The 13,396-nt window shown below is 69.6% G+C and carries 13 protein-coding genes; 7 read left to right on the forward strand and 6 right to left on the reverse strand.

Annotated elements, in window-relative coordinates; translation table 11 throughout:
• Window positions 1-4 precede the first annotated feature (4 nt).
• From ACZ60B_RS24810 to ACZ60B_RS24825, 4 genes are all read right to left on the reverse strand, one after another.
• Window positions 5-754, reverse strand: a complete 750-nt coding sequence (locus tag ACZ60B_RS24810; protein ID WP_469390448.1) for a DUF8175 domain-containg protein — start codon at window positions 752-754, stop codon at window positions 5-7.
• A 13-nt stretch (window positions 755-767) separates the two neighbouring features.
• Window positions 768-1,079: a hypothetical protein gene (locus tag ACZ60B_RS24815; protein WP_469390450.1), complete on the reverse strand. Its 312-nt coding sequence runs from the start codon at window positions 1,077-1,079 to the stop codon at window positions 768-770.
• A gap of 81 nt (window positions 1,080-1,160) precedes the next feature.
• Entirely contained in the window at window positions 1,161-1,454 is a 294-nt protein-coding gene (locus ACZ60B_RS24820) for a hypothetical protein (RefSeq protein WP_469390451.1), read from the reverse strand.
• Window positions 1,451-1,843 carry a hypothetical protein gene (locus ACZ60B_RS24825; RefSeq protein ID WP_469390453.1) on the reverse strand — a complete coding sequence of 131 codons (393 nt, stop codon included), beginning with the start codon at window positions 1,841-1,843 and terminating at the stop codon, window positions 1,451-1,453. The genes ACZ60B_RS24820 and ACZ60B_RS24825 overlap by 4 nt, the downstream gene beginning before the upstream one ends.
• Before the next feature lie 552 nt (window positions 1,844-2,395).
• Between ACZ60B_RS24825 and ACZ60B_RS24830 the strand changes: the two genes are divergently transcribed.
• The 3 genes from ACZ60B_RS24830 to ACZ60B_RS24840 all read left to right on the forward strand — a co-directional run bounded on the left by ACZ60B_RS24830 (window position 2,396) and on the right by ACZ60B_RS24840 (window position 4,935).
• A complete protein-coding gene (locus tag ACZ60B_RS24830) occupies window positions 2,396-3,220 on the forward strand; it encodes a lysozyme family protein (protein ID WP_469390455.1) in 825 nt (274 codons plus the stop codon).
• A gap of 11 nt (window positions 3,221-3,231) precedes the next feature.
• Entirely contained in the window at window positions 3,232-4,212 is a 981-nt protein-coding gene (locus ACZ60B_RS24835) for a hypothetical protein (RefSeq protein ID WP_469390457.1), read from the forward strand.
• Window positions 4,213-4,398: 186 nt separating this feature from the next.
• Window positions 4,399-4,935 (forward strand): sigma-70 family RNA polymerase sigma factor, encoded by a 537-nt coding sequence (locus ACZ60B_RS24840; RefSeq protein WP_469390572.1) that lies wholly within the window; start codon window positions 4,399-4,401, stop codon window positions 4,933-4,935.
• Window positions 4,936-4,948: 13 nt separating this feature from the next.
• On the opposite strand, the gene ACZ60B_RS24845 is transcribed toward ACZ60B_RS24840, so the two are convergent.
• On the reverse strand, window positions 4,949-7,885 hold the full coding sequence (locus tag ACZ60B_RS24845; protein ID WP_469390459.1) for an AfsR/SARP family transcriptional regulator: 2,937 nt from the start codon (window positions 7,883-7,885) through the stop codon (window positions 4,949-4,951).
• Window positions 7,886-7,900: 15 nt separating this feature from the next.
• The gene (locus ACZ60B_RS24850; protein ID WP_469390461.1) at window positions 7,901-8,710 is read right to left on the reverse strand and encodes a hypothetical protein; all 810 of its coding nucleotides are present in this window, start codon (window positions 8,708-8,710) and stop codon (window positions 7,901-7,903) included.
• A 285-nt stretch (window positions 8,711-8,995) separates the two neighbouring features.
• Here ACZ60B_RS24850 and ACZ60B_RS24855 point away from each other — a divergent pair, with 285 nt between their 5' ends.
• The 4 genes from ACZ60B_RS24855 to ACZ60B_RS24870 all read left to right on the forward strand — a co-directional run bounded on the left by ACZ60B_RS24855 (window position 8,996) and on the right by ACZ60B_RS24870 (window position 13,266).
• Complete coding sequence (locus ACZ60B_RS24855) at window positions 8,996-9,496, forward strand: DUF4913 domain-containing protein (protein WP_469390463.1); 501 nt, start codon at window positions 8,996-8,998, stop codon at window positions 9,494-9,496.
• A 96-nt stretch (window positions 9,497-9,592) separates the two neighbouring features.
• The gene (locus ACZ60B_RS24860; RefSeq protein ID WP_469390465.1) at window positions 9,593-10,747 is read left to right on the forward strand and encodes a hypothetical protein; all 1,155 of its coding nucleotides are present in this window, start codon (window positions 9,593-9,595) and stop codon (window positions 10,745-10,747) included.
• Window positions 10,748-11,279: 532 nt separating this feature from the next.
• Window positions 11,280-11,780: a hypothetical protein gene (locus ACZ60B_RS24865; RefSeq protein ID WP_469390467.1), complete on the forward strand. Its 501-nt coding sequence runs from the start codon at window positions 11,280-11,282 to the stop codon at window positions 11,778-11,780.
• A 103-nt stretch (window positions 11,781-11,883) separates the two neighbouring features.
• Complete coding sequence (locus tag ACZ60B_RS24870) at window positions 11,884-13,266, forward strand: peptidase inhibitor family I36 protein (protein ID WP_469390468.1); 1,383 nt, start codon at window positions 11,884-11,886, stop codon at window positions 13,264-13,266.
• The last annotated feature ends 130 nt before the right edge of the window (window positions 13,267-13,396 follow it).

A 13,396-nucleotide genomic window follows, 5' to 3' on the forward strand; every position in this document is an offset into this window, starting at 1 on the left:
CATTTCACACCCCCCACAGGATGTAGCCGCTCGAGCTGCCCTGGAGCGTGGTCACCGGTGTGTGCAGGGAACCGTCGCCGCCGGGCACGACTTTCCAGTCCCCGCCGTTCCAACGCAGTCGGATGCTGGTCGTCGCATAGCCCTGACCGGTACTGATCAGCAGACTGACGTTCGCCGCCCGGCTCGTGTACGAGGTGACCGAGAAGCCGCTGTGCGAGCCGAAGGACGCGCCGCCGGCCTGGTCGGCACTGTCGATGCTCTGGATCATCGAGCGCTGGAACTCGAACAGATCACGTCCCTTCCCGGCCACCACCTGCTGTCGGCTGACCGTCTTCCAACCGGATCCGCTCATCTGGGTCGAGATGACGGTGGCGGCCAGGGCGGCACCGATGGGCGTGTGCGCGTAGCACCAGTGCACCGGCCCGGCCGTCCGGGTGGGCCCGGCCGAGACGGAGACGGGCACGCGGGAGATGCCGAGGGTGCGCCAGCTGACGTCCTTCGGCGCCTTCGTCGGCAGCGCGTCTCCCGCGGTGTCGTCGGTGCGGCAGCCTTCGGGGCGTCCGTCCGGCGCCACGGAGCCGCTGGACAGCGGGCCCCGGGACGCCACCGGACTCGCGCTGTGGCCGGGGGATGTCAGCGCGACGACCCCTCCGACCAGCACGACGAGACCTAGGAATCCTGCCGACAACTGCCAGTTGCGCTGCTTCCAGTACGGCCCGGGTTCCTCCGCCTGCCGTTGTCTGCGTCGCATCATGATCGCCGCCGGCTCAGTTGAAGACGAAGGAGACCAGCGGGCCGGCGGTGGAGACCAGCACGCAGCCGCCGAGCACCATGCCGAGGCGGCTGGTGTGCTCCGAGCTCTCGCCGCGCTTGAGAGAGACGGCCATCATCGCGCCCGTGACCAGCACACCGAGCACACCGGCCGCGGTACCCGCCCAGGCGACGATGCCGAGGACCGTGTTGACCTTGGTCTCCAGCTCGGCGGGTGCGTCGCTCTGCGGCTGGGGTACGCCGCCGCCGGTGCCCGGCGAAGGCCCTACGGCGAGGAAATGAGTGGCTTCGAGGAGAAGCGAGGACATGGGAGATCTCCGGAGAATCAGGTGCCCGCACGAGCGGTGGGCAGAAGGCTGGATCTATGTGAAGGAAAGGGTGTGACGGGCCTACGGCCCGCCGAGAAGGGAGAGGTCGCCGAGGACTGTGACCAGCGGGCCGGCGGTCGAGGCGACCAGGCAGGCGAGCGCGACGATGAAGGCTCCGCGGAAGTGGGTGCCGCCCTCTCCCGGCTCCCCTCGGTTGAGCTGGACGGCCATGTTGATACCGACGACCATCAGGCCGAAGACGCCCGCGGCCGACGCGCACCAGGCGAGGAGGTCGATGATCGTGTGCGCGCTTTGGGGCGGGGTGTAGGTAGTGGTGGCGGCCAGGAACCGAGCGCCGGACAGGGCAGGGGTCATGGCGTGGCTCCCTCGGCGTGCAGCTCGCCGCCCACCAGTTCGGCGAGCCGGTCGAGCTGCCTGGGCAGGACCTTCGGGGTGTGGCCGGTGCGCCACGCCGGGATCCACGGCACCCGCAGGACCCGCGCGGCGGAGCGCAGCACGCGGATACGGCGCAGCAGGACGAGCGGCAGGCGGCCGGGGGCGTCGGCGACGAGGACCACGGCGATCAGCTCGATCTCCTGCGGAGCGCGTCCTTCGTGCAGCGCGCGCAACGCCTGGGACAGGGACGTGAGGCCGCGTGCGCTCGTCCGCGCGACGAGCAGAACCCGTCGTGGTTCGCCCCGGGAGGGGTCGGGCCAGCGCGCTCCCACGTCCGTCCCGCCCAGCACCTCGGCCAGAGAAGTCACTCCGGCACCGCCGTGCGCCTTGACCCAGCCGACCGCTTCGCGTGAACCGCCGCGTGCCGGTCCGGGCCGGCGGGGTTCGCCCCAGGCCGGTTCGGACGACGGGGCGCCGGCACGGCGGCGGGACGGGTGCGGGGACGACGGAGCCGCCGTGCGTGAAGCGGTCCGGCCGGCGGGGTGTGCCGGCGCGGTGGTGCGGGCCGGGACGCGAGGTCCGGTGGTCCGCACCGAGGTGGTGCCGGCGGGTGGCGAGACGGTCGTCCCTGTGGCCGGTCCCGCCGCCGTACCGGTTGCGTCGTCCTCGGGGGCCGGGTGCGACGGCGCAGTGGCCATCGGTCCCCGCACCCAGCCTCCCCGGCCCGACGGTGCCGCCGAAGATCCGCCCATGCTTGCCCCGCCCCCCTGGCTCGTACGTCCACTGTTCTGGATCATCTGGTTTCCACCGGTTTGAACTTATTCGCTCCAGGGCCCGTTTCGATCTGCCGAGCCCGTTGGACAGCACAACGGTTCGATGCGGCACAGCGGTTCAAGGCAAGGGGAAGAAGGCGTACACCCATGGGCGAGGAAGAAGGCGGATCGAAGGCCGTCCGGAACACGGCGATCGCCGTCGGCGGCGCGGGCTGCCTGCTGTTCCCGGCGACTCTGGCCGGCGGGGCCGTCGTCGTCATCATCTTCTGCGGGTTGGGTGTCCTCCTGGCCCCGCTGATCGCCATCTACCTGCTGTTCCACCTCATCTTCGGCGGCGGGGGCGACAACCACGTTCCCGGTCCGGGCGACGCCAGCGCGGTGATCGCCGTCTTCCAGGGCGACGGTCGGGGCGACCTGGACACTTCGACGGTCCCCAAGGACCTGGTGGACCCCATCCAGGAAGCCGGCAAACTCTGCTCCGACATCGGTCCGATCGTCATCGCGTCACAGATCGAGAAGGCGTCCGGCTTCAACGCGTCCCTCGTCGGACCGGACGGCAGACAGGGCATCTCGCAGTTGCCGCCCGACATCTTCACCAAGTACGGCAAGGACGACGACGACAACGGCAAGACCTCCGCGTCGGACGCCAAGGACTCGATCATGGCGCAGGGCCGTTACATGTGCGATCTGGCCGACCAGGCGCGGAAGATGATCGCCGCCAACGAGGCCACGGGCAGTGTCCTGGATCTCGCCCTGGCCGGCTACGACGTGGGCGTGGACGCCGTCCGTGCCGCCAAGGGCGTGCCGCAGACCAATGAGGCTCAAGGTTATGTCGCGGCCGTGCGCGCCCAGTTCGCCAAGTACTCGGGGCTGGCGGCCATTCCCTCGGGCATGGCCACCCCCACCGGCATCCAGACGTCCCTCCCCACTGCCGTTCCCACCGAAGCCCTCGCGCCCGCACCGACCCCATGAGGAGGACAGTCATGGCACGCCACGAGGTGTACATCTCCCACGAGGGGCTCGCCGAGATCGACGGGGAACCCCTCGTCCCCGCACCGGGCCGGTCCGTGCACGAAGTCGTACTGGACCATCTGCACCGGCACGCCGTCGAACGGGGCGGCCCCGTCGAGGCGACGGTGACCGAGCGGCCCGACGAGGGCCACTTCGTCCTGGAGGTCGCGCCGGACGGCTCCAGCCGCCTCCTCGAGCCGCCGCCGACCGCCGGATCCGAGCCCGGGCCCGACCCCTCGCCCGAACCCGCTCAGGTGTCCGGGGCAGGCCTTGGTCCCGAGCCCGAGTCCGAGTCCGGGCCCGGTCGCGAGTCCGAAGCGGAACACGAGCCCGCGGGAGAGTGCGGGACCGACCCTGAGCCCCGCCCGGTCGCCGAGCCCGCCCCCGGTCCCGCCCCGGTGGGCGGCGCCGTCATCGCCGCCGCCGTGGCCCGCGCCGCCGCTGCCGCCCAGGCGGCCGACCCCGTACTCGACCGAGCCGCTGTTCCTGTCCCGGTACCCGTTGTCGCTCTTCCCGCTGGACTTGGTGAACAGATCCGCCATATCGGCGCTCTCGCACGGACCGGCCGACTGGACGAGGCGTACGGCCTCGCGTCCGAACTGCGCCAGAGGCTCACCGACGAGGCGGGCGCCGACGATCCGTACGCCGTGGAGGCGCGGGCTCTGGAGGCCTACGTCGCGCACCTGTGCGGCGAACACCGCGAAGCTGTCGTACTGGCCCTGGCCGTCGCCCGGATCCGGTGCCGGGTCGGGGACCGGCCGGCGCACGGGGACGTGGTGCGGGCGACGGCCGCCTGGCAGTGGCTCGACGACGAGCGGGCGATCGAGGTGCACGGACGCGAACTGCTCGACATGTGGACGCAGTTGAGCCGTCAGGGCTCGTTGGCTCCGTCCCACGCCGCACTCGCCGGACGGATCCGCGGACGCCTGGACGAGCTGGAGGTGTTCGCCTGAGCCTTTCCGTGGGCAGCAGCCGAAACACGGCGCACGACCTGGGCGTATATCGCCGTCGTCCATCGCGTGGACCGACTGTCAATCGAACATGCACGGCACGTCGCAAGACTCCGGCTCCACGAGGCCCGGTCATCCGATCTGCGGATCGGGACGGGTCACCGCGAGCACCAGGAGCACACCTTGAACGTGACGGTCATCGGATCGGCGAGCGCGACCTCTTCCGACGAGCGGGCTCTGCGCGCTCTCTACCTGGAACACGGCCCGGCGCTCTACTCGTACGTGCTGCGCATGCTGGGCGGGGACACCTACCGTACGGAGGACATCCTCCAGGAGACGCTGCTGCGCTGCTGGAACAGCAGAGCCCTTGCCGACAGCGAGGGGATGGCAGTACGGCCCTGGATGTTCCGGGTCGCCCGCAACCTCGTCATCGATGCGCATCGGACGCGGATGGCGCGACCGCCGGAGGTCAACGGCGAGTCCTGGCTGGCCGACATGTCCGCCGAGGTGGACGTCATCGAAAGGATGCTGTCGTCGATCGTGGTACGGGACGCCATGAGGTCGCTGACCTCGGCGCACCGTGAGGCGCTCCAGGCGACGGTCTTCGCGGACCGCACCACCCAGCAGGCGGCTCAGGCTCTGGGCGTCCCGCAGGGCACGGTGAAGTCCCGGGTCTATTACGCTCTGCGCAGCCTCAAAGAGGCTCTGACGGACGACGGGGCGTGATGAGCGTCCTGCTTCAGGCAGGCGGCACACCCGTTTCCGGTTCGTCCAGTTCGTACAGTTCTCGCCGCACCTGGTCGGCCGCCGCATGGTCGCCTTCCTCCAGCAGGGCGAGTGCCGCCGTCAGGGCGGCGCGCGCGGCGTCACGCTCGTCGGCGGCGAGGTGGGCGGCGGCCAGGTGACGCAGGACGTCGGATTCGAGATAGCGGTCGCCGATCTCGTGGAACAACCGCTGCGACCGCTGGAAGCACGCGATGGCCTCCGGGTGTCGGGCGAGGTGGTACAGGGCGTAGCCGAGGGTGTCCTGTGTCGAGGCCTCGCCGTAGCGGTCGCCCAACTCCTTGCAGTGCACGATGGCCTCCTCGCAGCATTGAACAGCCGTCTCGGCTTCGCCGATCAGGATGTACGTCCACGCGACCTGGTTGAGCACGCCGGCCTCGCCGCTGACGTTGTCCTCGGACCGGTACAGTTCGATGGCCTGCGCGTAGTGGTCGAGCGCCGCCTGAGGGCGATCCGTCCGATTGCTCAGATAGGCGAGGCCGCGACGGGTCAGGGCCTGGCCCATCGCGTGGCCCACCGACCGGAACAGCTCCAGCGCCTCTTCGAAGTGCCGCAGCGCCTGATCCGGATGGTTGAGCTGGGAGTGCGCGCCCCCCAGTCCGCACAGGGCGTAGGCCTGACCGGTCACCGAGCCGGCTGCCCGGGCCGACTCCAGTGCCGTGGTTTCGATTTCGAGCAGGTCGTGCCAGTAGCCGAGCCGGTTGAAATAGACGTCCAGTGCCGCGGCCATGAGCCAGGCGTGGGTGTGGAAGCCGTGCGCGGCGGCCTGCCCGACGATCGCGCGCAGGACGTGCCGTTCCGTGCGCAGCCAGGCGGCCGCCTGGGCGCGGTCACTGAATTCCAGCGGGGCGGCGTCCGCGGGAATCGGCGGCAGCGGCATGGCTTCACGGAAGCGGTCGAGAACCGCGGCGGCGTTGTGCACAGTGAAAAGGAAGTGACCGTACAACCTGAGCAGCGCCGCACTGCGCACCGGCTTGCCGCTCTCGGCCCGCATGCGCTCCGTGGCGTAGGTGCGCAGCAGGTCGTGGAAGACGAACCGTCCGGGGGCACGCTCGGTGAGCAGGCTCGCTCCGGTCAGCTCCGTCAGTAGAGCGTGCGCCTGGCGTAGGGGTGTGCCGACCAGCGCGGCGGCCGCGGCGCGAGTGATGTCGGGGCCGGGGTGCAGCGCGAGTCGGCGGAAGAGGCGGGCCGCCTGAGGGGAGAGGGCCTGGTACGACCAGGAGAAGACAGCACGGACGTCGGTGCCCAGGTCGCCACCGGAGAACGCGTCCAGGCTGCCGTGGTCTTTCCGTAGCTCCGTGGCGATGTCGGCGAGCCGAAAACCGGGGTGCAGGGCAGCACGCGCCGCGACGATCGACAGTGCCAGTGGCAGCCGGGCACACAGGTCGACGATGTCCCGAGCGGCCTCCGGTTCGGCGTCGATGCGTGCCGCGCCCAGCCGCCGGGCCAGCAGTTCGAGTGATTCCCCGGCGGACAGCACGCCCAGGGGGAGTGGACGGGCGCCGTGCCGGGCTATCAGGCCGCTGAGCCGGTTGCGGCTGCTGACGACGACCAGGCAGCCGGGGACGGCCGGCAGCAGAGGCTCCACCTGCTCCGTGTCGGCGGCGTTGTCCAGCACGATCAGCAGACGCCGGCCGGCGAGCACACTGCGGTAGAGGGCTGCTCGTGCGTCGAGCCCCTCGGGGACCGCCTGCGGGGCGACCCCGACCGCCACCAGGAACCCCTCCAGCGCCTCACGGGGATCCATCCGGGAACCGGTCGGGTCGTGGCCGCGGAGGTTGACGTAGAGACTGCCGTCGGGGAAGCGGTGGGCAACCCGGTGCGCCCAGTGCACGACGAGGGTGGTCTTACCCGCGCCGGCCATTCCACTGACCAGGACCGACAACGCAGTCGTGGGAGGCTCCCGGTCGGGCAGCAGCGCCTCGGCACGGTCGAGTTCGGCGCGGCGTCCGGCGAACGTGACCAGATCCGCGGGCAATTGGGATGGCCGTACGGTGCTGGTGTGAGCCTGGTCGTGGTCGTGAGCCTGGTCGTGGTCGTGAGCCTGGTCGTGGTGGTGGGTTCGTGCATCGTGATCGGTGTCCGCCGACATCTCCTGGGAGCCGGGCCGGGCAGGCCCGGGATCGCTCGCGAGGAGACCGTCGTACAGGGCGCGCAGTGACGGGCCGGGCTCGATGCCGAGTTCCTCGACGAGGATGCGGCGCGTGTGGGCGTAGACGTCGAAGGCCTCGGCCCGGCGCCCGCTGCGGTACAGGGCGACGACGTGGAGCTCGCACAGTGCCTCGCGTAACGGGTGCGCCTCGGACAGGGCGGTCAGCTCGGGCAGCACCCGGGCGTGCTGTCCGAGCTGCAGTTCCAGGCGCAGCCGCGCTTCCAGGGCGGACAGCCGTCGTTCCCTCAGACGACTGCGTTCGACCTCGATCCACTCCCCCGGCAGCCCGGCGAGCGGAACACCCACCCACAACTCGTCAGCGCTGCGCAGGAGGTGCACGGCGGTCCGGTCGTCGCCCTCGGCACGATGTGCCGAGGCCTGCGTCACGAGGTCGTCGAACCGGTCGAGATCACTCAGGAAGCCGTCGGAACGCAGCGCGTACCCGTCACCCAAGGACACCAGGATCCGAGGTGGCTCGGCTGCGGGACGGCCGGGCTCGAGGACCTTGCGCAGCCGGGAGACGTAGGTCCGCAACACGGACACCGCGGCGGTCGGCGGGTCGGCGCCCCAGATCCCGTCCACCAACTCGTCGACCGCGACGACCTGGCCACGCCGCAGCAGCAACAGCGCGAGGACAGCGCGCTGCTGGGGCGGTCCGAGTGGAAGTTCGCTCTCTCGCCGCCGGAGCCGCAGCGGACCCAGCAGGGACACCTGGAACAACGTCTGCGCGCGTACGTCCACGCACAAGACAGTACTTCAGCGCTGGGCCGCTTTTCCCGTGGTGGGAGCGTCTGCCTTGCCGAGGTGGGAGGAGGTGTCCACCCCGGTACGGGGGGTGCCTGTTGTCGTCCCCGGATTGGCAGGGGGCAGCACGGTGTTGGCGAAATGGGCGATGACGTCGTTCTCCGGCGGTCTCAGGGTCTTGATCTGTTGGAACTGCACGGTAACTCCCGGGAGGTGCTCGCTGAACAGCCGGCGCACCGCCTCCCCCCACGCCGCGACTTCTCGGGGATCGACTTCACCACGAGCCTTCACGCTCATATAGCGACCGGACTTGTCGTTCAGTACGACGAGGTTTTTCGACGGATAAGCGTGCAGCTCACCACTCATCATGGCCTCCTGTACTCGCGTCTTGCCGTCAGGGGTGAATGCTGCCGTGATCGTCGGGTGCCCCAGCTTGTCGATGGCCTTCTTGAGATCCTCCTTCGTGAATACTTCAGCCCTTCCATCGGGATGCGCCTCCACCTGCCCTCGTTGCGCTTCCTGTATTCCGCTCAACAGATCGTCCAGTTCCTGATCGTGAAAAAGGGTGGAGACCTTCTCGCTGCCCAGCATGATGACGGGCTCCATCCTTTTTTCGCCGGCGATCTCGCGCTCCATTTCGACAACCGAATAGATCCAGACCGCCCCCTCCGGTCCCTTCGTGAAGGCATCGGCTGAAATGAGCTCAAGTGGCACCCAGGCCGGATTCAGGCGGACCTGCCCCAGATCGTCCATCTCCTGCGGCCTGTCATCGGTTTTCTTCGGCGCCACCGGCGGACCAAACGGATAATCCTGGTTCGGCATGACACCCTCCGGCATTCTCGGTCAGTACGCACCCGTCATCCGGAACACATCGTGTGCCAGGTGAATCGGGAGAACATCTGAATGAACAGGCAGATTCTTGCCAGTGAATGGTTCTGTCTCATGTCCAGTGGGGACGGGAGGTCGCCCGGGCCTCGATCCCATCCGGGCGGGGATATCGGCGGGGGGCAAGTCGCCAGACGGACGGTCGGACCGTTGAACCCCTCCTGTTGCCACCCCGTTGTGCTCGATGACCGGCAGGGAAGCCGTGCAGGCAGGAGGAGGATCATGGGCACGACATCGCTGGAGAGTCTCGAGGACACCCGATCCGAGCAGGAAACCGCCGCATCGGCGGAGCGGCCTGCGCCCGAGCCCGCGGACGAGGCGCCACGGGAGCACCCCCCGGCAGCACAGTTCATCCTCTACCTGCAGGGTCCCGCCTACCTCAACGCGCTGCGTCAGTTGACCCTGTGGACGCATCACGTGCTGCTGCCCGTCTACGGCAGGGAGGTCACGTCCGCGTCTCCCTGGTGCTCCCGCTGGTGGGAACACCCCGAAGCGGTCGCCCAGCTCCACGGCCTCTGGCTCGCCTGGGGAGAACTGACCGGTCCTGAATCCGACATGTCCGGCCCCGCCCGCTGGCATCGCGACTTCCTGCCTCCGGTCATGGACTCCCTCCGGGACCCGCGGGGCCCCTTCGCCGGCTGCAAACCCGGCGCCCACCGTCCGAAGGAGAAGCCGGTGGTCGACGTGCTCGACCCGTTCGCGCCGCCGCCGTCGGCCCGATGACTCCGAGCTCGAACGGCGCCGGTATTGAACCGACGCCCCGGAAGCGCCGTTGTGCCTGTCGAGCAGAGCAACCGTTCACCCAAGGAGAGGGGGAACATGGCGGGCTCAGTACATTCGGAGCATTCGGCGGGCCATCAATCGGAGGGAAGTGACTCCTCCACCATCACGACCGTACAGTTCGTGGAGGTGGGCGGGCAGGTGCTGGCCAGCCAGGTCGACGGTGAGATCCCCCTGGATGCGCCTCCAATCGATCCGGGAAATACGGGCTACTACGTCGAGAACCCAAACGGAGGGCTTGGGAATTTTTACCAGGTCGACCATTCGACGGGAGGGGTGTGGCGTTTTGCGGCGGAAACAAGAACTTGGATCTCCGAGCGTAGCGAGCAAATCAAAGAGGCCCTGATCCATTCCGCTGTGCGAGGAGCGGGCGGCCCGTCCACTCGCATGGGAGCCTGGATCTCGGAGCACGGGAGAAGCGTCCTAAATTGCGTAGGGGACGCAGCTCCCACCATGATCCAGGGCGCGGCAGCCTTCGTGCCCGGTACAGGCGGCAAGGCCTTGACTGCGGTCGGCATCGGCGCTCAGATCGTCAAGGCCGGAGCGGAGGGTTGGGACCTGTACTGGGACAAGCAGGAAAATGGTTCCATCGATGGAACCCAACTGGCCGCTACTGCAGGTCGCGTCATTTCAACCGGCATGAACTTGGCGGCCGCTGCAGCCGCTGCCGCGGGCACGGACGAAGCGGTGACCGGGCGGATCAGCGGGGCGGCGAACTGGGTGGCCGGAGGCGCAACGATAGCCGACATGATGCATCACAGACATCTTGACCAGCAGGAGGCGTGGCAACAAGCCCAGCTGGAGGAGCTGCAGCAATACGGGCTTTACAGAGGAGCGCAATACAACCCGGCAGTCGGGAACGGACCGGGTCAGTGGGCCCCTATACCTGAGCCGGCCGAGGCGCATGACTCCTTTGCGTCGTCCGCCCCGGGGATCCACCACACCGCGTCAGGTCTGTCCGGTATGTCGGCGGTGACTGTGTCCGATCTGCAGAGTCCCGCCCCCTCGTTGCGTCCCTCCTACACGTCGGCGGCATCCTTCGCCCCGCCTTCCGGCGTCGCCGGGCCCAGCAACTGGGCGGAGACGCCGCAGTCGCCAGGGACCTACCAGGAGCACAGGCGTTCCGCCGCACAGGACCCGAGCACGACGAGGAGTCGTGCGAGTGTGAAGGGGAAGAAGGGCAAGCGCCGCTGATGCCACGCCGTTTCGGTTCACACGGCCGTGCCGTGGAGGCGCGGCCGTGTGAGCCGCTGATGTGGACGATGCGGTGGCGGCAGGGCTCGGCCCTCGCGCCGTCGTTCGCCCCTGACCCCGTCGTGTCTCGCGTCAAGGCCCGTACTCCGTAGGTCTCGTAGCGAAAAGAGCGAGAGCAGACATGTCCTTCGACACTCCCGGCTCCCGGCCGGAACCGCGTGAGTCCAGGTGGATCAGGCCTTCGACCCCGCCCCCGCCGCCCGCGGAGCAACTGGCGCGGGAGCTGATCGAGGAAGACCTGAGGGCGAGTGCACGGCGGTCGCGTTCCACGCACCCGGGACGCCTTGCCCAACTACTGGCGTGGCTACGGGAGAAGCTCTCCTCGAAGACATCAGGCACGCGAGTGACCGCCCAGGGCCTGCCGCCGATGCAAGCGAGTCACCCCGTCCACGTCGACGGCGGCGCCCGCCGTGCGCCAGGCAGCAATGCTGTCCGCCCAGCCCGGACCTCCGAGGGGTCGGCACGGGAGAAGGTGGCCGAATTCTCGATCCCGGAACTCCAGCAAGTGCTGCACGCCACCCTGGAGCACATAGCGAATGACCCCGGGCTCCGCGCGGCATACGAGGCGAGGAGGCTGCCGGTGGTCGAGGACCTGCTCCAGAGGACGGACCCTGCGAACGCCTTTCCCGGCACCAGGAATTCGGCGTCGCGTACGAGAGCGGCTTCCGCGACGGCTGAGGGGGGTGCGTCGGCGGAGCCCTCGTCCGACCGGACGCGCGCCGACAGCCGCTCGGAAGGCAGCGAGGAAGAGATGAACGACGACGCGGTCACGCTGGTCGACGTAGCAGCGGTGAGCGCGCCCGCATGGCCCGGCAAGGCTCTGGATGCCGGTGGTGACCTCCACCCCTCGAACCCCTGGTACTCCGGCAACCTGCGGAGTCCGTTGCCGTCGGAACACTACTCGGAGACCACCGCCCGTCCTGCCGCACGGCCGCACACGACGTCGCCTGCCCGGGGCCGGGCAGGCCGGTGATCGGTCCCGGAGGGCGAAACGGGTTCGCCCTGGCGAGGCCATTGAACTTTGTTCCCGCGCCTCCCGTTGTTGCTGGCAGGCACAACGCAGGGAAGGAACAGGGATGAGCCGGGACGAAGGAACGGACGACCTCACCGCGTCGGGCCGGCGCGCCGAGCCCGGAGAGCCTGTGGACATGAGCAGCCGGGAGTCTGCCGGGGGAGCCGCCGGGCGGGCGCCCGGGTTCACTGTGTTCATCGACGCCGACGGCTCCGCCTCCGTCGACGGGGTGCCCGTGCGGGCGGCGAGTGGGCAGTCTCTCGACGAGGCGGTCCTCGACACGCTGCACCGGCACGCGCGCGGGCGCAACTCGCCCGTCACCGCGGCTATTTCCGACCCTGCCACCGAGCATGTGACATTCGTGGAAGTGGCACCCGACGGCTCCAGCAGGCTGGTGGAGGAGCCGGTCGAGCTCCGGCAGGCCGCACCGGCGCCGCCGTCACCGGTGATGACGAAAGCCGGGCCGCCAGAGTCCCACGAGGCGCACAGCCGGACCGGCGGGGCCGCGTCTTCCGGTGACGTCGCCCCGTTCGAGGCCGCCCTCGACAGCACGGACGACGACTTCGTCGACTCCGACGGCCTGGAGGACCTCGACGACGGCCCGGACGACGACCTCGTCCAGTCGCTGCCCTCACCACCGCCACCCGAGCCCTCACGATCTCCGCTGCCCTCGCTCTCCTCCCGGGTCGCCTCCCTGTCGGGGCCGCGCCGCTCCGGGGACGCCGGTGCGGGCGCGGCGCCGCGGCAGTCGGACGACGAGTACCGGGCTCCCGGCCTGCTGCAACGGCCCCTGCTCGTCGGTCCGGTGGCACTTGGGGTGGCCGCTGCCGTCGTCCTGCCGCTGGTGCTGCTGGGCAGCGGATCGGGCGGTGACCGAGGACACAACGAGGCCGCCGGTGCCGGCGACAAGCTGAGCGGACCCCCGGCACACCACGGTCCGCCGGCGTCACCCACTGTCTCCGTGTCGCCGAGCCTGTCGCCGTCGCCGAGCCTGTCGCCGTCGCCCAGCGCCTCGGACACGGAGAAGGAGCCGAAGCCCGAAAAGGCCCATGCCGGCGGCGCCGAGGCGGCCGGCACCGTGACCGTGCGCCCACCGAACGCCACGGTGACGGTGAGGCCGCCGAAGGCCACGGCGACCGTGACCGCCAAGCCCTCCGTGCACGCCTCCGCCACCGCCGTGAACCGACCCGCCGGCAAGGTCTACCTCTTTGACGGCCACGACAACACCGGGGACGTGCTGGCGGTCGACCCGGTGGACATCCCCTACATCGACTGGGCGTGGAACGATCGGGCCAGCTCGGTGTGGAACCGCAGCCACAGTCGAGTCTGCATCTGGACCGATGCCGACCACCACGGCTACTCCTTCAGCATCCCGGCGGGCGCGAAGCAGGAACTGCTGTACCTCTACGACAACGCGGTGTCCTCCCTCTCGGTCGGCGGCTGCTGAGGCCGAGCCGGCCGGTCGACCTGTCCCGCCGGCCACGGCGTTCCGCCGTGCACCAGTCGTCTCGTGTAACACGATGTCACTGAACGGATGCAGTTCAGCACCCCGGCACCAGTGTCACGTCGAGTGTCAC

The organism is Streptomyces sp. NPDC104096 (genome assembly GCF_055584385.1).